This is a genomic window from Micromonospora sp. NPDC049523 (genome assembly GCF_040676775.1).
In the GTDB taxonomy this organism is placed as follows: Bacteria; Actinomycetota; Actinomycetes; order Mycobacteriales; family Micromonosporaceae; genus Micromonospora_G.
Genome location: NZ_JBFAPP010000029.1, coordinates 81,170 through 99,062, shown reverse-complemented (window position 1 = coordinate 99,062; position 17,893 = coordinate 81,170). Strand labels below are relative to the sequence as shown.

17 protein-coding genes are annotated in these 17,893 nt (G+C 72.1%); 9 read left to right on the top strand and 8 right to left on the bottom strand.

Going from position 1 to position 17,893, the window contains the following annotated elements; genetic code table 11:
- Nucleotides 1–71: 71 nt before the first annotated feature.
- A complete protein-coding gene (locus AB0J90_RS31780) occupies nucleotides 72–3,383 on the bottom strand; it encodes a S8 family serine peptidase (protein WP_363602238.1) in 3,312 nt (1,103 codons plus the stop codon).
- 133 nt (nucleotides 3,384–3,516) lie between these two features.
- Here AB0J90_RS31780 and AB0J90_RS31775 point away from each other — a divergent pair, with 133 nt between their 5' ends.
- The 7 genes from AB0J90_RS31775 (at nucleotide 3,517) to AB0J90_RS31745 (ending at nucleotide 10,892) form a co-directional block, all read left to right on the top strand.
- Nucleotides 3,517–4,155, top strand: coding sequence for a LysE family transporter (locus AB0J90_RS31775; protein WP_363602236.1), 639 nt, complete (start codon nucleotides 3,517–3,519; stop codon nucleotides 4,153–4,155).
- 102 nt (nucleotides 4,156–4,257) lie between these two features.
- Entirely contained in the window at nucleotides 4,258–4,923 is a 666-nt protein-coding gene (locus tag AB0J90_RS31770; RefSeq protein WP_363602234.1) for an acVLRF1 family peptidyl-tRNA hydrolase, read from the top strand.
- A 69-nt stretch (nucleotides 4,924–4,992) separates the two neighbouring features.
- Nucleotides 4,993–5,463: a hypothetical protein gene (locus AB0J90_RS31765; protein WP_363602232.1), complete on the top strand. Its 471-nt coding sequence runs from the start codon at nucleotides 4,993–4,995 to the stop codon at nucleotides 5,461–5,463.
- Nucleotides 5,464–5,649: 186 nt separating this feature from the next.
- Nucleotides 5,650–7,254, top strand: coding sequence for an ABC-F family ATP-binding cassette domain-containing protein (locus tag AB0J90_RS31760; RefSeq protein WP_363602230.1), 1,605 nt, complete (start codon nucleotides 5,650–5,652; stop codon nucleotides 7,252–7,254).
- A gap of 511 nt (nucleotides 7,255–7,765) precedes the next feature.
- Nucleotides 7,766–7,993 carry a helix-turn-helix domain-containing protein gene (locus AB0J90_RS31755; RefSeq protein ID WP_007462679.1) on the top strand — a complete coding sequence of 76 codons (228 nt, stop codon included), beginning with the start codon at nucleotides 7,766–7,768 and terminating at the stop codon, nucleotides 7,991–7,993.
- Nucleotides 7,994–8,038: 45 nt separating this feature from the next.
- The gene (locus tag AB0J90_RS31750) at nucleotides 8,039–8,803 is read left to right on the top strand and encodes an enoyl-CoA hydratase/isomerase family protein (protein ID WP_363602228.1); all 765 of its coding nucleotides are present in this window, start codon (nucleotides 8,039–8,041) and stop codon (nucleotides 8,801–8,803) included.
- A gap of 127 nt (nucleotides 8,804–8,930) precedes the next feature.
- On the top strand, nucleotides 8,931–10,892 hold the full coding sequence (locus tag AB0J90_RS31745) for an ABC transporter ATP-binding protein (protein WP_363602249.1): 1,962 nt from the start codon (nucleotides 8,931–8,933) through the stop codon (nucleotides 10,890–10,892).
- Here AB0J90_RS31745 and mug read toward each other — a convergent pair.
- The 7 genes from mug to AB0J90_RS31710 are packed head-to-tail and all read right to left on the bottom strand — an operon-like array spanning nucleotide 10,826 to nucleotide 16,046.
- Entirely contained in the window at nucleotides 10,826–11,467 is a 642-nt protein-coding gene (mug, locus tag AB0J90_RS31740; protein WP_363602226.1) for a G/U mismatch-specific DNA glycosylase, read from the bottom strand. The genes AB0J90_RS31745 and mug overlap by 67 nt on opposite strands.
- A 23-nt stretch (nucleotides 11,468–11,490) precedes the next feature.
- Nucleotides 11,491–12,252 carry an SDR family oxidoreductase gene (locus AB0J90_RS31735; RefSeq protein WP_363602223.1) on the bottom strand — a complete coding sequence of 254 codons (762 nt, stop codon included), beginning with the start codon at nucleotides 12,250–12,252 and terminating at the stop codon, nucleotides 11,491–11,493.
- A gap of 33 nt (nucleotides 12,253–12,285) precedes the next feature.
- Nucleotides 12,286–12,753 carry a hypothetical protein gene (locus tag AB0J90_RS31730; protein WP_363602221.1) on the bottom strand — a complete coding sequence of 156 codons (468 nt, stop codon included), beginning with the start codon at nucleotides 12,751–12,753 and terminating at the stop codon, nucleotides 12,286–12,288.
- Nucleotides 12,750–13,580, bottom strand: a complete 831-nt coding sequence (locus AB0J90_RS31725; protein ID WP_363602216.1) for a DUF692 domain-containing protein — start codon at nucleotides 13,578–13,580, stop codon at nucleotides 12,750–12,752. Before AB0J90_RS31725 ends, AB0J90_RS31730 begins: the two co-directional genes overlap by 4 nt.
- Nucleotides 13,568–14,488: a TIGR04222 domain-containing membrane protein gene (locus AB0J90_RS31720; RefSeq protein ID WP_363602214.1), complete on the bottom strand. Its 921-nt coding sequence runs from the start codon at nucleotides 14,486–14,488 to the stop codon at nucleotides 13,568–13,570. The genes AB0J90_RS31725 and AB0J90_RS31720 overlap by 13 nt, the downstream gene beginning before the upstream one ends.
- A gap of 42 nt (nucleotides 14,489–14,530) precedes the next feature.
- Nucleotides 14,531–15,412, bottom strand: a complete 882-nt coding sequence (locus tag AB0J90_RS31715; protein WP_363602212.1) for a TIGR04222 domain-containing membrane protein — start codon at nucleotides 15,410–15,412, stop codon at nucleotides 14,531–14,533.
- Between the two features lie 40 nt (nucleotides 15,413–15,452).
- Nucleotides 15,453–16,046, bottom strand: coding sequence for a helix-turn-helix domain-containing protein (locus AB0J90_RS31710; protein WP_363602210.1), 594 nt, complete (start codon nucleotides 16,044–16,046; stop codon nucleotides 15,453–15,455).
- Between the two features lie 82 nt (nucleotides 16,047–16,128).
- Between AB0J90_RS31710 and AB0J90_RS31705 the strand changes: the two genes are divergently transcribed.
- Together AB0J90_RS31705 and AB0J90_RS31700 are read left to right on the top strand one after the other, a co-directional pair.
- Nucleotides 16,129–16,989: a carbon-nitrogen hydrolase family protein gene (locus AB0J90_RS31705; RefSeq protein WP_363602207.1), complete on the top strand. Its 861-nt coding sequence runs from the start codon at nucleotides 16,129–16,131 to the stop codon at nucleotides 16,987–16,989.
- Between the two features lie 78 nt (nucleotides 16,990–17,067).
- Entirely contained in the window at nucleotides 17,068–17,712 is a 645-nt protein-coding gene (locus AB0J90_RS31700; RefSeq protein ID WP_326556982.1) for an HAD-IA family hydrolase, read from the top strand.
- Nucleotides 17,713–17,893: the final 181 nt, after the last annotated feature.

Below are 17,893 nucleotides of genomic sequence, written 5' to 3'. Positions count from 1 at the left end.
GCCGGCTCCGGCGGTCGGGTCGCCGTTTGTCCACGGTGGCGCGTCCCGAGGGACGCGCCACCCGGTGATCGTCAGCCGGCGTGGTACGCCCGGACGATCGTCTGTTCGATGCCGCTCCCGCCGCTCGCCCCGGCCTTCACCCGCAGCGACACGGCCTGTCCCGGGCTGACCGTCGGCAACTCGGCGCGGTAGCCGTCGCCGTCCCGGCTGACCCGGGCCGGGCGCCAGCTTGCCCCGTCGTCGGTCGACGTCCAGAGCTGGAACGACTCCACCCGCTGAGCCGGTACGCCGTTCGCCTGCCGGACCTGGAAGCTGGCCGCCCCGCCCGTCGGGTGGTTCGCCGCGTCCAACGGCAGCGCGTAGTCGACCGATAGCAGCGGCAGCGCGACGCTGCGGGTGCCGCTCGGACCGGCCGACCGGAACGTCCACGCCGTGCTGACCCGGGTCGAGACCGGCAGGATCAGGCTCGTGTCCACGTCGAAGGTCAACCGGTAGTCGGCGGCCGAACTGGGCACGGTGAAGTCGGCCAGCGACGCCGCCCGTTCCTCGACCAGCTTCCCGTCGCGGTACAGGGCCAGCTTGCGGGTGACCCCGATCGTGCCGCCCGCCAGGCAGTCGGCCCGCTGGTGCGCGTCGGTGAGCAGGACCAGGTCCACGTGCAGGTTGCCGCTGGTCCGCGACGGTGCGGTGGCGCAGCTGAACTCAGCGCCGGACGGGTCGTCGTACCAGTCCGAGTGCAGCGGCTGCCGGGCCCAGATCGTCGACTGCCGGCTGCCCGCCCGGTAGACACGATCGCCCTGCGAGGCGTTCAAACCGCCGTAGGCCCCCTCGTCCTTCCAGGTGTAGCCGGGCGTGACGTAGTCGGTCCGGTTCACCGGCAGGTCGAAACTGCGGTTCTGCAGCAGCGGCATGAACCCGTCCGGGGTGAAGCCGGAACGCCGCAGCGAGGTGAACATCTCCGGCGAGTCGACCTGGTTGAACCGCTGGTCGATCCGGGCGAGCCGGGCGCGCTCCGCCGTACTCACCCGGTAGGTCGGATCGGCCGGCACACCCCGGTCGTACGCGCGGACCAGGTCGTAGTGCTCCGGGGTGCCGGTGGTGGCGGTGCTGTCCAGGGCGAAGCCCGCGTACGCCCGCAGGGTCCCGATCCCGGGCCGCTCCATCGGCTCCACCGACACCCTCGCCGCGGTGCCGAAACCGGTGACGCTCTGGAACCAGATCAGCCCGTTGCGGGAGGTGTGGACGTTGGTGAACTGGACCGCGCTGGTCTTCGTGGCGACCCGGTCGATCGTCGCGGTCACCTGCTTCGCCCGCGCCGGGTCCATCGTCATGGTGCGGTCGGCGGTGACGGCGATGTCCGGCACACCGACGATGGCGCCCTGCTGGTTGTCGCTCTCCGGGTCGTAGACGGTGTACGCGCCGGTGATCGCGTACCGGCCGGCGGGGACCCGCAGCGTGATGGTCCTACCGGCGACGGTGAAATCGCCGCCGCCGTAGAAGGTCGGGTCGTCCAGGTTGGTCACCGAGACACCGACCCAGTTGTCCGCGCTCGGCGGCAGGTCCTTCGTCGCGACCGTGTTGATGGTCAGGTCGTAGCTCGGCGCCTCCACGTAGAAGGTCACCGGCGTACGCGACACGACCCTGCCCCGGACGCGTGCGGTCACCATCGCGGCGTACAGGCCGGGCTTCCCGGCCAGCGCCGAACGGTCGATCCGCAGCGTGGTGCCGGCGGACGCGCCCGGCTTGAGGCGTACCCGGGTTTCGGAGAGCGACGCGGTGTGCCGCGGCGCCGGGCTTCCCGCGTGGTCGGTGACGGTGACGTCGAAATCGAGGTCGACCGTTGCCGAGCGTGGGTCACCGGTCCAGCTCAGCGACGCCGTGCTGGACCCCTTCTGCGGGTACGGGAACGTGCCGAGCGCGACCACCGGCTGGTTGCCGACCGGGCCGGAGAGGGCCCGGAACGCGTCGAGCCGACCGGCACCGACGGCGTACGGGTCCGCGCCGGGCAGGGCGTCGGCGGCGCCGACGAGTGCGGCCTTGAGCCGGTCCGCGGTCCAGTCCGGGTAGCGCTGGGCGAGCAGCGCCGCGGCACCGGCGGCGTGCGGTGTCGCCATCGAGGTGCCGTCCGCGCCGGTGTAGTACTGGTCGACCGGTGCACCCATCTGGGTGCCGGCGGCCCGGCCGGCGACGATGCCGACGCCCGGCGCCACCAGTTCCGGCTTGGCCGCGTGGCTGTTGACCATCGGCCCCCGGCTGGAGAAGTCCGCCAACTCGTCGGCGTCGTCGACCGCGCCGACGGTCAGCGCGGTGCTCGCGGCGGCGGGCGAGGAGATCGCGCCGCCGCTGTTGCCGGCGGCGATGACGAACAGCGCGCCGGTCTGCTTGGACAGGGCGTCGACGGCGAGCGAGAGCGGATCGGTTCCGTCACTCGGGTCGGTGCCACCGAGGCTCATGTTGATCACGTCGGCGCGGGCGGCGGCCCATTCCATCCCGGCGATGATCTGCGAGTCCTCGCCGTACCCGGTGTCGTCGAGGACCTTGCCGACGACGAGTCGGGCGCCGGGCGCGACGCCGCGGCGCTGGCCGTGCGACGCCGCCCCGGTGCCGGCGATGGTGGTGGCCACGTGCGTACCGTGGCCGTGGTGGTCGACGGCGTCGCCGCCGGAGACGGTGAAGTCGGCCCGGTCGACGATCTGACCGGCCAGGTCGGGGTGGCTGAAGTCGGCACCGGTGTCGAGTACGGCGACCCGGGCGCCCTTGCCGGTGTACCCGGCGTCCCAGGCCTCGGGGGCGGAGACCTGGAGCAGGTTGCGGTCGAGCTTGCTGCCGGACGTGGTGGTGGCGCGCACCTTACGGTCGAGCCAGACCTTCGCCGCCCCACCGAGCAGGCCGTCCGTGGCTTGTTTCGCGGCGGCGGGAGACTTCTTGGGTATGTGACCGGCCACCGCGCCGATGCTCGGCAGTTGGCGTACGTCGCCGAGGGTCGCCATCCGCGCGTTCGACCTGGGCTGCACGATCACCGGCAGCTCGGGGGTGCTGGCGTCGTCGTAGCCGTCGTCGACCAGCGCGGTGACGTCGAAGAGCGTCGGATCGAAGACGGGGCCGACCTGCGCCGCGATGCTCGCCGGGATGACCCGTACGTGGCCGTCGGGTCCGCAGCTCTGCTGGACCACCCCGTTCGGGTCGACCGGATCGACCCGCACCCTGGGGCATCCGCTGCTGGTCGTCTCGACGGTGACCACGTCCCCGGTCAACAGGGTGACGGTGTACGTCTTCCCCGTAGGGGCGGCGCTTTCGCTGGCCACACCCGGGCTGCCCGGTACGAAGCCGACCATGGTGGCGGCCAGGGTCACCGCGGGTAGCCAGCGCAAACTCCTGTGCATTCTGCTCCCTTGTGTACGATCAGCCGCTTTCGTGCGGCTGTCGATGATCATATGCACGCAAACCTTCGCAAGATCACGACAGCCGTGTTAAATCCGATCGCCGCGGGCCGGGTTCGGACGGCACAATGCGCTGGTGAACGCCCCAGTCGACGCCCTGGTCGCCGGTCTGCTCGCCGGCTACGGAGTGGCCATCCCCTTCGGCGCCATCTCCGTACTGGTCGTCGCGCTGACCGCCCGTACCTCGTTCCGGGTCGGCGCCGGTGCCGGACTCGGGGTGGCCGTGGCCGACGGCCTGTATGCCGGCGTCGCCGTGGTCGGCGGCACCGCGTTGGCCGCGGTGATCAAGCCGGCCGCCGGACCGCTGCGGCTGCTCGCCGTGGCGATCCTGCTGCTGCTGGCCACCCGGACCGTGGTCCAGGCGATCCGCCAGCATCGCGGACGGGCGGCCCCCGCCCGCGACGGCCAGGGCCTGAACACGCCGGGGCGGGCGTTCGGCGCGGTGCTCGCACTCACCCTGCTCAACCCGACCACGATCCTCTACTTCGGCGCGCTCATTCTCGGCCGGCAGGCATCCGCTCCGTTCACCCCCACCGACGCCGGCATCTTCGTGGCGGCCGTGCTGGCCGCCTCGGCGAGCTGGCAGCTGGTGGTCGCCGGCAGCGGATCACTGCTCGGCCGGCTGCTGGCCAGCCCCAGGGGACGGCTCGGCACCGCACTCGTGTCGAGCGCGCTGATCGTGCTGCTCGCCCTGCGGCTGCTGCTCGCGGACTGAGCCCTTGTCCGTCCCGGCTGTCGTGCACCGACCGACTTGCCGGCGGCACCTGCCCGCGCCGCCGAGCGCATCGTCCGCGACGACCTGGCGTACGGTCGGGGAATGAGCAGCCGACCCGCCGCCGGCGGTGGCCGTTGGGTCGACGTCGAACCGGCCCGCGTGGCCCGTTGGATCGACGGTTTCACCGCGCGGCACGGTTCACCCGAGGCCGCTCCCACGCCGTACGGTCTGCTGCTCACCGCCCCGGACGGCGCCACCGCCGAACTGCACCACCCACCCGGCACGCCCGCCTCGGTGGATCTGCCCGGCTTCCTGGACCGGGTGAGCGCCGCCCGCCGACTGGGCCTGTTGCTGGCACGCAAGGGTGCGGTGGCGGTCGGAGTGGCCGATGGTCCCGCCCTGGTCACCTCCAAGGTGGACACCCGCTACGTACAGGGGCGTACCGCCGCCGGGGGTTGGTCCCAGCAGCGCTTCGCCCGGCGCCGCGACAACCAGGCCAAGGCGGCGATGGGGGACGCCGCCGAGCTGGCCCTGCGGTTGCTGGTGCCGGTGGCCGGCAGCCTCGACGCGGTGGTGGCGGGTGGCGACCGCCGGGCGATCGACAGCATCCTGGCCGACAAACGGCTCGCTCCGCTCGCCGCCCTGCGCGCGGACCGGCTGCTCGACGTCCCGGAGCCGCGGCACGCGGTGCTGGTCGACGCGATCGCCGCGGCACGGGCGGTACGCGTGCTGGTCCGCGACCCCGACCCCGCACCGCCTCTGCCGTGACGGCCCGCCGTCGTCCGTACGGCCGGTCCCCGGATGGCGTTGGTGCGGGGCACTGGCTACCCTCCCGCCATGGCTTCGCGCGCCCGAACCCGTCGTCGTTCCGCACCCGCGTGGCCGCGGCTGGACCGGGAACTCCGCCGGCCGCTGCTGCTCGTCGGCGGGCTGGCGTTGCTGCTCTGCCTGACCGCCGTGGGCATCGGCGGGTGCTTCTGGTTCCGGCCGGACCAGGAACCGGAGGCCGCCGCCCGGATCGCCATCGACTCCTTCGTCCAGCGCCTGATCACGGGCAACTACGGCGGGGCGTACGACCAGCTCTGTACGGACACCCGGCAGCGGTTCGACCGGGAGCAGTTCGCCGCGGACGTGGGGGGTCGGCCGGCGGTGCGCTCGTACCAGATCGACACGATGGAGCGGTCCGGCCCGGCGTTCTCGGTCGGGGTCACCCTGGTCGACCCGAGCGGGGCCAGTGAGGCGCACGTCTACCGGGTGGTCGAGGACCGGGGGAGCTGGCGGATCTGCGGCGACCCGCTACCGGCCTGACCTGGCACCGGTCCGTCGCGCTGATCATGCGTGGTAATCCCACCGGGGTTCGGGCCGGTCGCCCGGTACACTTGGAGCCGTGCTGCTCTGCGAAGGCTGATCCGCCCCGCACCGGGGGGACATCGTCCCCGCCGGTGCATCCGTGTGCCTGAGTCAGCCTTCGACCCCGAGAGTGAGTCCACTATCATGATCACTGTTACCGGCCTGGAACTGCGCGCCGGCGCTCGGATCCTGCTCTCCGACACCACGCTGCGGGTGCAGCCGGGTGACCGGATCGGCCTGGTCGGTCGCAACGGTGCGGGCAAGACCACCACGCTCAAGGTGCTCGCCGGTGAGGGCCAGCCCTACTCCGGCGAGATCGACCGCCGAGGCGCCGTGGGTTACCTGCCGCAGGATCCGCGTACCGGCGACCTGGAGGTCACCGCTCGCGACCGGGTGCTCTCCGCTCGCGGGCTGGACGTGCTGATGGCTCAGATGGCCGAGGTCGAGGCCCAGCTCGCCGAGAACCCCGACGACCGTCTGGTACGCCGCTACGGCGCCCTGGAGGACCAGTTCGCCTCGCTCGGCGGGTACGCGGCCGAGGCCGAGGCGGCCAGGATCTGTGCCAACCTCGGGCTGCCCGACCGGGTGCTCGCCCAGACCATCGGCACGCTCTCCGGCGGTCAGCGGCGGCGTATCGAGCTGGCCCGGATCCTGTTCCGGGACGCGGCCGAGAACGGCGGCGGCATCCTGCTGCTCGACGAGCCGACCAACCACCTCGACGCCGACTCGATCACCTGGCTGCGCGGCTTCCTCGCCGGACACAAGGGCGGGCTGATCGTTATCAGTCACGATGCCTCGTTGCTGGAGGCCGTGGTCAACAAGGTGTGGTTCCTCGACGCCACCCGCTCGGTGGTCGACCTGTACAACGTCGGCTGGAAGACGTACCAGGAGCAGCGCGAGACCGACGAGCGGCGGCGCCGCCGGGAGCGGGCCAACGCGGAGAAGAAGGCCGGCGCGCTGATGGCGCAGGCCGACAAGATGCGGGCCAAGGCCACCAAGACCGTCGCGGCGCAGAACATGGCCCGCCGGGCGGAGAAGCTGCTCTCCGGTCTCGAGGACTCACGGGTCGCGGACAAGGTGGCGAAGGTCCGCTTCCCCAGCCCCGCCCCGTGCGGCAAGACCCCGTTGACCGCCGCCGGCCTGTCCAAGTCGTACGGCTCGCTGGAGATCTTCACCGACGTCAACGTGGCGGTCGACCGCGGCTCCCGGGTGGCCATCCTCGGCCTCAACGGCGCCGGCAAGACGACCCTGCTGCGGATGCTCGGCGGCCTGCTGAAACCGGACACCGGGGAGATCCGGCCCGGACACGGACTGCGGCTCGGCTACTACGCCCAGGAGCACGAGACCCTCGACGTCGAGCGCAGCGTGCTGGAGCACATGCGCAGCGCCGCGTTCGAGCAGTCGGACACCGACCTGCGCAAGATCCTCGGCGCCTTCCTCTTCTCCGGCGACGACGTGGACAAGCCGGCCGGGGTGCTCTCCGGTGGGGAGAAGACCCGGCTGGCGCTGGCCACGCTGGTCTGTTCCGGCGCGAACGTGCTGCTGCTCGACGAGCCCACCAACAACCTCGACCCGGTCAGTCGGGAACAGGTGCTGGACGCGATCGCCCGCTACCCCGGCGCGATCGTCCTGGTCACCCACGACCCGGGCGCGGTGCTGGCGCTCAAGCCGGACCGGGCGATCCTGCTGCCCGACGGCGACGAGGACGCCTGGAGCGACGACCTGCTGGAACTGGTCGAACTGGCCTGACCCGGCGGGCATCCACCGGGCCGGACGCGACGAGCACCGCCATACGGGTGTGTCGGTCGACCGTGCGCTGTCGGCGTACGGACCGGGGCGGGCTGTCGGCGGCGTGGTCCCGGCCGCGGTGCCCGAGGCGGCCCGGTTTCGGCCGTGGCCGCGAGCGTTCACAAACGGTCGGTCACGAAGAGTACGGTCGCGAACAGTCGCCCGGGAACCCGGTCCCGAACGGCGCGGGCCGGGGCGAAGGTCGTCGTCGATGCCGGTGCCCGCGATCGCGACCGCTCGGGCGTCGGTGGCGAGACTCTCGGTCACGGAGTGCATCGGTGCGGACAGACGCCGAGAACGCCGCCCCGGCGGGTACGTGGCCTTTCCCGTTCGGCGCAATCGCTGAATCGGGAAATTGACACTGCTGTGCGTGTCGGTTGGCGAAGAGTTGATATCTGGCGCATGATCGTTCGAGGCGGTCTAATAGGTGGGACCGTATCGAACCGCACAGTCTGGGACGTGAGGAATCAACATGGCAGCCACCGGCACAGCCACCAGCACTGAGAAGGGTCGCCGGATCGTCGGAGCCGAGCGCCAGACGCTCGCCAAGGACCTGGTCAAGCGGTACACGTCCGGAGAGAGCATTCGTGCCCTGGCGGCCTCGACCGGCCGTTCCTATGGGTTCATCCACCGGGTGCTCACCGAGTCCGGCGTTCAGTTGCGCCAGCGCGGCGGCGCTCGCCGTCGCAAGAAGGCGTGAGTCGCTTCTCAGCCTGGTCCGCGCCCCGCGCAGTGGGGACCCACGGTGACCGCTGACGGCGGGGTGCGGCTGGAATGCGACGGGCCGGTGGCGACGGTGACGTTGTGCCGGCCCGACGTGCTCAACGCGCAGACCCCTGCCATGTGGCGGGCGATGCGCGCATTCGACCGCGACCTGCCCGGAGACGTGCGGGTCGTGGTGGTACGCGGCGAGGGCAGGGCGTTCTCCGCCGGCCTGGACCGATCCGTCGCCGGTGCCACCGGCCCGGACTCGTTCGCCGCGCTGTCCGCGCTGCCTCCCGCGGCGGCGGCCGATCACATCGCCGGGTTCCAGGCTGCGTTCACCTGGCTGCACCGCCCCGATCTCATCTCGATCGCCGCGGTGCAGGGCCACGCGATCGGCGCGGGCTTCCAACTCGCGCTCGCCTGCGACCTGCGGGTGCTGGCCGACAACGCCAACCTCGCGATGGCCGAGGTGACGCTCGGCCTGGTGCCGGATCTGGCCGGCACGAAACGCCTGGTGGACCTGGTCGGTTATGCGCGGGCGCTGGAGATCTGTGTCACCGGTCGCCGGCTGGACGCGATCGAGGCCCAACGGATGGGACTGGCCACGGTGGTGGTGCCCTCGGCCGAGCTGGACGGCGCGGTGGCCGACCTCACCGCGGCCGTACTGGCGGGGGACCGCAACGCGGTCGTCGAGATCAAGGCACTGCTCGCCGGTGCGTCCGGGCGGTCCGCGAGCGAGCAACAACGGGCCGAACGCGAGGCGCAGGTGCGACGTTTAGGCGATCTCGCGGGCCACGGCGAATAAATAAGCAAATGGTAAGGACCAAGCGGGAAGAGATTACTTACCTCTCGGGTTAGCTTAAGCGTCGGCGGAATCGGATCGGTAAGGTCCGCGACAATTAGCGACACGGAGGTGACGGGTGTCCAACCCGATGGCGGGCGGCGGCATGGGCAGCATGGGCGGATGGAGCACGCTGCGTTCCATGCGCAGCCGCGACGAGGTCCGCGGTCACCAGCTCAGTCGGGGAGCCACCCGCCGGATCGTCGCCTTCGCGCGGCCGTACCGGCGGGACATCGTGGTCTTCCTGATCACCGTCGTGCTCTCCGCCGTGATCGGCGTGGCCACCCCGGTACTCGCCGGTGACGTCATCAACACCATCACCAAGGGTGGTGGCGAGGCGGGCGGCATCGTTGTCCGGCTGGCCCTGTTCATCGCCGGGCTGGCGGTCGTCGACGCGCTCCTGTCGCTGGCCCAGCGCTGGTACTCGGCCCGGATCGGCGAGGGCATCATCCTGGACCTGCGCACCAGGGTCTACGACCACGTCCAGCGGATGCCGCTGCAGTTCTTCACCCGTACCCAGACCGGTGCGCTGGTCAGCCGGCTCAACAACGACGTGACCGGCGCGCAGCGCGCCTTCACCTCGACGCTGTCCGGCGTGGTCAGCAACATCATCCAGCTTGTGCTCACCGCCCTGGTGATGTTCACGCTCTCCTGGCAGATCACCGTCATCTCGCTGCTGCTACTGCCGATCTTCGTCGTACCGGCCCGCCGGGTGGGCAAGCGGCTGGCCGAGATCACGCGGGAGGCGTACAACCTCGACGCGAAGATGAACGCCACCATGACCGAGCGGTTCGGGGTGGCGGGCGCACTGCTGGTCAAGCTCTTCGGCAAGCCCGAGGAGGAGGCCCGCCGGTTCGCCGAACGGGCCGACCGGGTACGCGACATCGGCGTACAGACCGCCATGTACTCCCGTACGTTCTTCGTGGCCATGCTGCTCGTCGCGTCGCTGGCCCAGGCGCTCACGTACGGCCTGGGTGGCTGGCTGGCCGTCAACGGCTCGGTCAGCGCCGGTACGGTCGTCACCCTCGCCCTGCTGCTCACCCGCCTGTACGGGCCGCTGACCGCGCTGTCCAACGTCCGGGTCGACGTGATGAGCGCCCTGGTTTCCTTCGACCGGGTCTTCGAGGTGCTCGACCTGAAGCCGTCGATCGCGCAGAAGCCGGACGCCGTCACCATTCCGCGTGGCCTGGGCCGGCTGGAGTTCCGCGACGTGCGGTTCCGCTACCCGAGCGCCTCCGAGGTGTCGCTCGCCTCGCTGGAGGACGTCGCCGCGCTCGACCGTACCGTCTCCGAACCGGTGCTGCGCGGCGTTTCCTTCACCGTCGAACCCGGACAGATGGTGGCACTCGTCGGGCCGTCGGGCGCCGGCAAGTCGACCACCTCGATGCTGGTGTCGCGGGTCTACGACGTGACCGACGGCGAGGTACGCGTCGGCGGGGTCGACGTCCGCGACGCCACCTTCGACTCCCTGCGCGACGAGATCGGTGTGGTCACCCAGGACTCGCACCTGTTCCACGAGACCATCGCGGAGAACCTCCGGTACGCCAAGCCTGACGCGACCGACGACGAACTCTGGGCGGCGCTGCGCGGTGCCCAGGTCGAGGAACTCGTCCGGGCGCTGCCCGAGGGGCTCGAAACCATGGTCGGTGAGCGCGGTTACCGGTTCTCCGGTGGCGAGAAGCAACGCATCGCGATCGCCCGGCTGCTGCTCAAGGCGCCGTCCATCGTGATCCTCGACGAGGCGACCGCACACCTCGACTCGGAGTCCGAGGCGGCCGTACAGCGGGCGCTGGCGGTGGCACTGACCGGGCGTACGGCGCTGGTCATCGCGCACCGGCTGTCCACCGTCCGGGACGCCGACCAGATCCTGGTGCTCGACCACGGCAAGATCGTCGAGCGGGGCCGGCACGAGGAACTGGTCGCGGTCGGCGGCCTGTACGCCGAGCTGTACCGGACCCAGTTCTCGGTGGCCGACTCCCCGAAGCCCTACACCGACGCGGTCGGCCCCGAGCCGGTCACCACCGTGGCTCGACGCGAGTACGACCCGGAGTGATCCGGCGCGGCCCGGCTGTCCCGTACCGCCGCCCGTAGTTCGGCGAAGGTACCGGCCAGCCGGTCCGGGGTGTAGTGGGCGTTGAGCCCGCTCGGGTTCGGCAGCACCCAGAGCCCAGCCCCGCCGAGGCCCTGGGGCTGCTGCCCGAGCGCCGCACCGCGCCGACCGAACGCCACCCGGTACGCGGTCACCCCGACCACCGCCACCCACGCCGGTCGGTACCGCCGCACCTTGTCCGCCAGCCGTTGCCCGCCGAGCGCGAGTTCGGCCGGGTCGAGTTCGTCGGCGCGGGCGGTGGCCCGCGCCACCAGGTCGGTGATGCCGAGCCCGCAGGCGAGCAACTCCTCCTGGTCGGTCGGGCCGAGTAGTCGGGGGGTGAAGCCACTGCGGTGCAGCGCCGGCCAGAACCGGTTGCCGGGGCGGCCGAAGTGCCGGCCGATCGCCGCCGAGTAGAGCCCCGGGTTGATCCCGCAGAACAGCACGTCCAGTCCGGGGGCGATCAGGTCGGGAATCGTCCGCCCGTACGCCGCCGCCAGTTCCTCCCGGCTCGGGCGGGCGTGCCTGCGCGATGGCATTCCACTCCCGGGGCTCGGCACGATCAGATGCCCCGCAGCGCGCCGCCGTCGACCGGGATGGTGATCCCGGTCAGGTAGCTCGCGGCGGGGGAGAGCACGAACGCCGCCACCCGCCCGAACTCGGCCGGGTCGCCGAGCCGGCGCATCGGGATCGCCGCCTCCACGTCGAGGCGGGTCCGCTCCGGGTCGCCGCTGGCGGCGAAGATCTGACGGTTGCGATCGGTCATGATCCGTCCGGGGAGCAGGCTGACGAACCGTACGCCGCGCGGGCCGTACTCGTCGGACATCTCCTTCGCCACCGCGGCCATGCCGGGGCGCAGGCCGTTGGAGACGCCCAGGTTGGGGATCGGCACCCGGACCGAACTGGACAGCACCAGGCCGATCGCGCCGCCGTCGGGCAGCACCCCGGCGAGCGTACGGATGGCCCGGATGGTGCCGAGGAAGACGGTTTCGAACGACTCCCGCCACTGCTCGTCGGTCACCTGTGTGGCCGGGGCCACGGGTGGCCCGCCGACCGAGACGAGTGCCCCGTCGAGCCGACCGAAGTGCTCGTTCGCGGCGTCGATCAGGCGTTGCGGGGTGTCCGGGTGGCCCAGCGTGGTGGCCAGCCCGGTCGCGTGTTCCGCACCGCCCAGCCGCTCGACCGCCGCCGCCACCCGTCCGGGGTCACGGGCGGCGATCACCACCCGGGCACCCTCGGCCACCAGTTGTTCGGCGGTGGCGAAGCCGAGCCCGTTCGAGGCGCCGGTCAGCACGTACACCCGGTCTGCGAGTCCCAGATCCATGCGACGATCCTGCCGTACGCCCGAGGGCGGTTGCTAGCCGAGCCCGCCGCGCAGCACCCGTACCCGCCCCGCGAACCGGATCACCAGGGTGCCGCCGGCCCGGCCGAGCGCCGGTCCGCGTCGGGGTAGCGGGTTCGAGTCGCCGTCGTAGCGCCAGGTGGCCTCCCGTACGGCCAGTTCCTCGGCCGCCGGCCCCGGCAGCCGACCACCGGCCGCCAACTCCCGGGCCAGGTCCCAACCGTCGCGCAGCGAGCCGTTGGTCGGCCGGGTCGCGGCGAACGACCGGAACGTGGGCAGCCACTCGGCGCCAAGCCCGGCGGCGAGCATCGGCCAGTGCCGGCCCACGTCACCGGCCCGCTTCCGCAGCAGCGCATCGCGAGCCGCTCCGACCAGCCGGGTGTCGAAGCCGGTGGGCACCGGCGCACCGGACACCAGGGCCGCGACCAGTTCCGCCTGTCGGGCGGCGAGCCGGTCGCGGCCGGGCCGCCGGTCCTCGTTCACGTGATCGCCGGGTAGCCGGCGGCGGCGGCGATCGCGTCGAGTTCGTCGCGCAGCGCCTGCGCCGGTGGGTAACGCCCGTCCCGTTCGAGCAGCAGGGCCGGTGGCCGGTGCCGGGCGCAGAGCTCGCCGACCAGTTCGAGTACGGGCGCGGGGGTGGGATCGGTGTGCGTGTCGTGGTAGATCCCGTCGTGCTCGGCGCCCCCGGCGACGTGCACGTACGCCACCCGGTCCAGCGGCAGGCGGTCGAGCAGGTCGACCGGATCGGTGCCCCGGTTGCGCGCGTTGGCGTAGACGTTGGCGATGTCGAGCAGGAGCAACGCCCCGGTCCGGTCGAGGATCTCGGTGAGGAACTCCGCCTCGCCCAGCTCGTCGTCCGGCCAGTCGAAGAGCGCGGCGATCGGCTCCAGCGCGAGCGGCACCGGCAGCTCCGCCTGGGTCCGGTTGACGTTCTCCACCAGCGCGTCGACCGAGTCGCGGGTGCGCGGCACCGGCAGCAGGTGACCGGCCTCGACCCCGGCGGCCCGGACGAACGCGATGTGCTCGCTGACCAGCGGCGCGTCCAGCAGTTCGGCGACCCGGGCCAGGTGGGTGACCCGGTCCGGCTCGACCGGTTCGGCGCCGCCGAGCGACAGCCGCACCCCGTGCGGTACGACCACAGTCCCGCGCTCGCGCAGGGTGGTCAGTGCCGCCGGTGGTGGCCCGCCGGCCGCGATGCTCTCGGCGACAACCTCCACGAAGCGCAGTCCGGGCAGTTCGGCGACAAAACCGGAGATCTCCGGTCGCCAGCCGATCCCGACGCCGTACGCGGGCAGGTTCATCCGCCGCATCCTCCGCCGCAGCCGCCGCCACCTCCACAGCCGCCGCCACCACCGTCACCGCCGCTGCTACCCCCGTCGCTGCCACCGGAGTAGCCGCTGCCGCCGCTGCCGCTGGCGAGGTTGCGCTGGACCTCCGCCTCTGCGGCGAAGCTCGGGTCGAGGGCGTAGAACGCGGCACCGCCGAACAGCGCCACACCCATGGCGGCACTGGTCGCACCGTAGGTGTCGTACGACGGGTGGGAGCTGGGGGACAGGTGCGTGTGCTGCCCCTTCATCGTCCGTACGGCGCTGCGGGCGGCGCGGGTCTGCCTCGGCACCGAGCGCAGCAGGATCAGGGTGGTCACCGCGAGCGCGACGAGCACGATGAGCAGGAAGATCACCGGCTTGTCTCCGGTGACCCCGGCGACGAACCGGACCACTCCGACCGCCAGCAGGCCGAGCAGCAGCAGCGGGAAGAGGCGGGCGGCGCGGCGTTGTTCCGCGGTCGGTGCGAGCCCGGCGGTTTCGAGCTGCCGGCGGAGGTCGTGCAGAGCGGCCCGTACCCACTGGTGGGTGGCCAGCTCACGGGGCCGGATCCGTTGCCCGGCCGCGTTGTAGACGGCCTGGTCGAGCGGGGTGACTCCGGCCGGCATCGGGCCGGAGGTGGTGAGAGAGCGGCCTGCGGTGAGGTCGACCGCACCGGCGGCGCGCAGCCCGCCGAGCGAGGCGTAGACGGCGAGCCGTTCGCCGCCGTTGAGGTACGCGGCCTGTTCCGGGGCCAGTTGGCTCGTCGCCAGTTCGCGTCGGCCGGCGAACACGATGGAACGTTGTACGACGGCGGCGAGGATCAACAGGCCGGCTGCGGCGACGTACAGGAAGAGGAAGGTGGGCCCGGAGATGCCCCAGGTGTCCGCCGGGGCCGCGGCGCTGATCAGCATGGCGTCATTGTGGAACAGCGCCGCCACTGCCGCCACGGCTGATCAGCCGCCACTCCCGCTTCCGCATCCGCCGCCGGAACCGGAGCCGTAGTCGGGGGCTCCATCACCCTCGCTGCCGATGGCGCCGCTCGGGGCGTGGGGCGTCCCACCGGCAGAGGCCGAGCGGTGGTCGTCCTGCGCCACCTGCGCCATCTCCGGGTCCAGGGTGGACATGAGCGACATGCCGAACAGTGCGACGGCCATCGCGACCGTGTGGGTGTCCTGCGTTGCGAGGTCCGGGCTGGCCGACGTGACCAGGTGCCGGTGGCTGCGCCGGAGCTGGACGAGCATGGCCTTGGCGGCGCGGCTGCGGCGGGGGATCTGGGAGACCAGCAGCAGGTACGCGAGCGTGACCAGGAGGAGCGCGACCCAGAGGTGGTCGACCGGTACGCCCCGGCCGAGCCCGATGCCGAGCCGGGCGACGCCGAAGGCCAGCAGCCCCAGCAGGAGCCACGAACCCCGGCGGGCGGATTGTCGTACGTCGCGGCCGAGCAGCAGGTTCGCCTGCTCCAGGCTGCGTTTCACCTCGGCGACGGCGGCCAGCACCTCCGGGTCGGCGCGCAGCCACTGCTGGGACAACCCGCTCTCGGCCGCCGCGTACACCGCCCGGTCCAGCCGACTCGCGTCGGGCGGGAGCGAGCCGGTGACGATCAGCCGTCGGTCCGCGGTCACACCGACGGCGTCCACCCGGCGCAGGGCGGCCAGCGAGGAGTAGACCGTCAGCCGTTCACCGCTGTCGAGGTAGGCGGCCTGGGCCGGGGTGATGTCGGTCAGCCGTAGGCCGGGGGACTGGCTGAGAGCCCGACGCCGGTGCAGCAGCGCGCCGACGAGGATGACCGCCGCCGCGGCGAGGTAGTACCAGGTGAAGAGGGGGACTTGCCACATCGGTGAGCTTCTCCTCGTCGTCCGGGGAGGTGAGGGCTCCTCAGTGTGCGCCTCCGCTGCCCGCAGGTCGACGTACCGCCTCTTCGACCAGGTCGAGGACCGGGCCGAGGTCACCGGCGGGGCGTCCCATGGCCAGGTGCAGCACCAGCCCGTCGTAGGCGAGTTCGAGGAACTGGGCCAGCACGTCGATCGGTACGTCGTCGCGTAGCACCCCGGCGTCCCGCTGCCGGATCAGCCGGTCCCGGGTGGCTGCGGCGATCGCCGCCGAGCGTTCGGCCCACCGCTTGGCGAACTCGGGGTCGGTACGCAGCCGCCGGGACACCTCCAGCTGGCTGCCGAGCCAACCGGCGGTCTCCGGGGAGCTGGCGCTGGTGAGCAGGTCCCGCATCACCTGGACCAGGCCGTTGCGGGCGACGGTGGAGACCATCGCCACCGCGTCGTCCTCGGCGACGGCGAGGAAGAGGGAGTCCTTGTCCCGGAAGTGGTGGAAGATCGCGCCGCGGGAGAGGCCGGTCGCTTCTTCCAGCCGGCGGACTGTGGCACCCTCGTATCCGTAACGGGCGAAACAGGCCCGCGCCGCCGCGAGGATCTCGTGGCGGCGAGCGTCGAGCTGGTCCTGGCTCACTCTGGGCACCCGTCGATCGTGTCAGGTGGCGCTGCGCGATGCAAACCGTACGTACGGCTTGGTTTCGGTGGTTCGGGATAGGGTGCCGCTCATGACCCCACCCGACGCGCCGCCCGGCCCGCTGACGGTCGCCGCGATCCAGGCGCAACCGGTCCCCGGGGACCTGCCCGGCAACATCGGGACCGCCGCCCGACTGGTCCACCGGGCCGCGGACGAGGGCGCGGGTCTGGTCGTACTGCCGGAGTTGTTCCTCCCCGCGTACCATCCGCCGACCTTGCGGGCCGACCCGGCCGGGACCGACCTGGCCGCGGGCGACGGCGGCCGGATCGACGACCCCAGGCTCTACCCGCTGCGCGACGCCGCCCGCGACCGCCGGGCCGTGGTGGTCGTCGGCGCCGCCATCCGGTACGCCGACACCCGCCGCACCTGCGCGTCCGTGGTCGTCGACCGCTCCGGTACGGCCCACGCCGCTTACGACAAGCAGCACCTGTGGGGCCCCGACGAGCGGGAGTTGTTCGTCCCCGGGGAGCGCGGTGCCACGCTGGTGGTCGACGGTTGGCGGCTCGGCCTCGGCGTCTGTTACGACGGCTGCTTTCCGGAGCACGCCCGCGCCGCCGCCGGTGACCGGGCCCACGCTTACCTCTGCCCGAGCGGCTACGTCACCGGTTCGGCCCACCGCCGCGACCTCTATTACGCCGCCCGCGCCCTGGACAACACCATGTACGTCGCCTTCGCCAACTCGGTCGGCGGGGACCACCCGTGGCGGTTCAACGGCGGGGCCGCCCTGTACGACCCGGAGGGCCGGGCACTGGGCCGGGGCGCCGACGACGGCGAGGCGGTGATCGTCGGGGTGTTCGACCCGGTGGAGTTGGTCCGGGTCCGGTCCACCCACCGGATGCTCGCCGACCGGCGGGCCGAACTCGGCGGCGAACGTGCCCTGCTCACCGGCTGATTCGCCAGTCACCTGCTGGGAGACGTGTTAACACACGGGGTCTGTTGTCGGACACCCCGATTCCCGTAGGGTGCGCGAGTGCCACTGCTGCTCCTCGACCTGGACAACACCCTGCTCGACCGGGCGGGACCGTTCCGTGCCTGGGGGCAGCGTTTTCTGGCCGAGATCGGCGCACCGGACACGGACATCGACTGGCTGCTTTCCATCGACGCCGACGGGCTGACCGACCGGTGGGACGTGGCGGACGCGATCCGGGACCGCTACCGGCTGCGTACCTCGTCGATCGACCTGGTCGAGGCGCTGCACGACGGGGTGGTGGAGCACATCCGGCTCGATCCGCTGATCGCCTGCGCGCTGCGGATCGCCGACGACGCGGGCTGGGTGCCGGTGGTGGTGAGCAACGGCAGCGTCCGCCAGCAGGATGCGATCATCCGCAAGACCGGACTCGACCGGTACGTGGCGGACTGGGTCATCTCCGAGGAGGCCGGGGTCAGCAAACCGAACCCCCGGATCTTCGTGCTCGCCGCCCAGCGGGTACGGATGCAGCTACGCGGCGCCTGGGTGGTCGGCGACAGTCCCGAGGCCGACATCGGCGGCGCGGCGGCGGTCGGCCTGCCCAGCGTGTGGCTGCATCGCGGGCGGAGCTGGATGGAGTCGCGGTTCGCGCCCACCCGTACCGCCGACGGCCTCATCCCCGCCGTCTCCGCCGTACTCGCCGGCTGAGGCTGATCAACTCGCCGGCTGAGGCTGACGCACTCGCCGGCTGAGCCGGATTAAATCGTTTGACGGCCGGCTCGGTTGCCGGTGAACATGTTTGCGTCACGCCCGCAGGTGCCCGGTGAATCCGGGTCGAGGAGAGAAGGAGGTCGCGTAATGGCTGTCGTTGTGGCGCGCCCGTACCCGC

Coding starts and splice junctions, on each gene's coding strand:
- AB0J90_RS31780 (WP_363602238.1), bottom strand. CDS start 3,383: ATGCACAGGAGTTTGCGCTGGCTACCCGCGGTGACCCTGGCCGCCACC.
- AB0J90_RS31770 (WP_363602234.1), top strand. CDS start 4,258: ATGAGCAGCCGACCCGCCGCCGGCGGTGGCCGTTGGGTCGACGTCGAA.
- AB0J90_RS31765 (WP_363602232.1), top strand. CDS start 4,993: ATGGCTTCGCGCGCCCGAACCCGTCGTCGTTCCGCACCCGCGTGGCCG.
- AB0J90_RS31760 (WP_363602230.1), top strand. CDS start 5,650: ATGATCACTGTTACCGGCCTGGAACTGCGCGCCGGCGCTCGGATCCTG.
- AB0J90_RS31755 (WP_007462679.1), top strand. CDS start 7,766: ATGGCAGCCACCGGCACAGCCACCAGCACTGAGAAGGGTCGCCGGATC.
- AB0J90_RS31745 (WP_363602249.1), top strand. CDS start 8,931: ATGGCGGGCGGCGGCATGGGCAGCATGGGCGGATGGAGCACGCTGCGT.
- mug (WP_363602226.1), bottom strand. CDS start 11,467: ATGCCATCGCGCAGGCACGCCCGCCCGAGCCGGGAGGAACTGGCGGCG.
- AB0J90_RS31735 (WP_363602223.1), bottom strand. CDS start 12,252: ATGGATCTGGGACTCGCAGACCGGGTGTACGTGCTGACCGGCGCCTCG.
- AB0J90_RS31725 (WP_363602216.1), bottom strand. CDS start 13,580: ATGCGGCGGATGAACCTGCCCGCGTACGGCGTCGGGATCGGCTGGCGA.
- AB0J90_RS31720 (WP_363602214.1), bottom strand. CDS start 14,488: ATGCTGATCAGCGCCGCGGCCCCGGCGGACACCTGGGGCATCTCCGGG.
- AB0J90_RS31715 (WP_363602212.1), bottom strand. CDS start 15,412: ATGTGGCAAGTCCCCCTCTTCACCTGGTACTACCTCGCCGCGGCGGCG.
- AB0J90_RS31705 (WP_363602207.1), top strand. CDS start 16,129: ATGACCCCACCCGACGCGCCGCCCGGCCCGCTGACGGTCGCCGCGATC.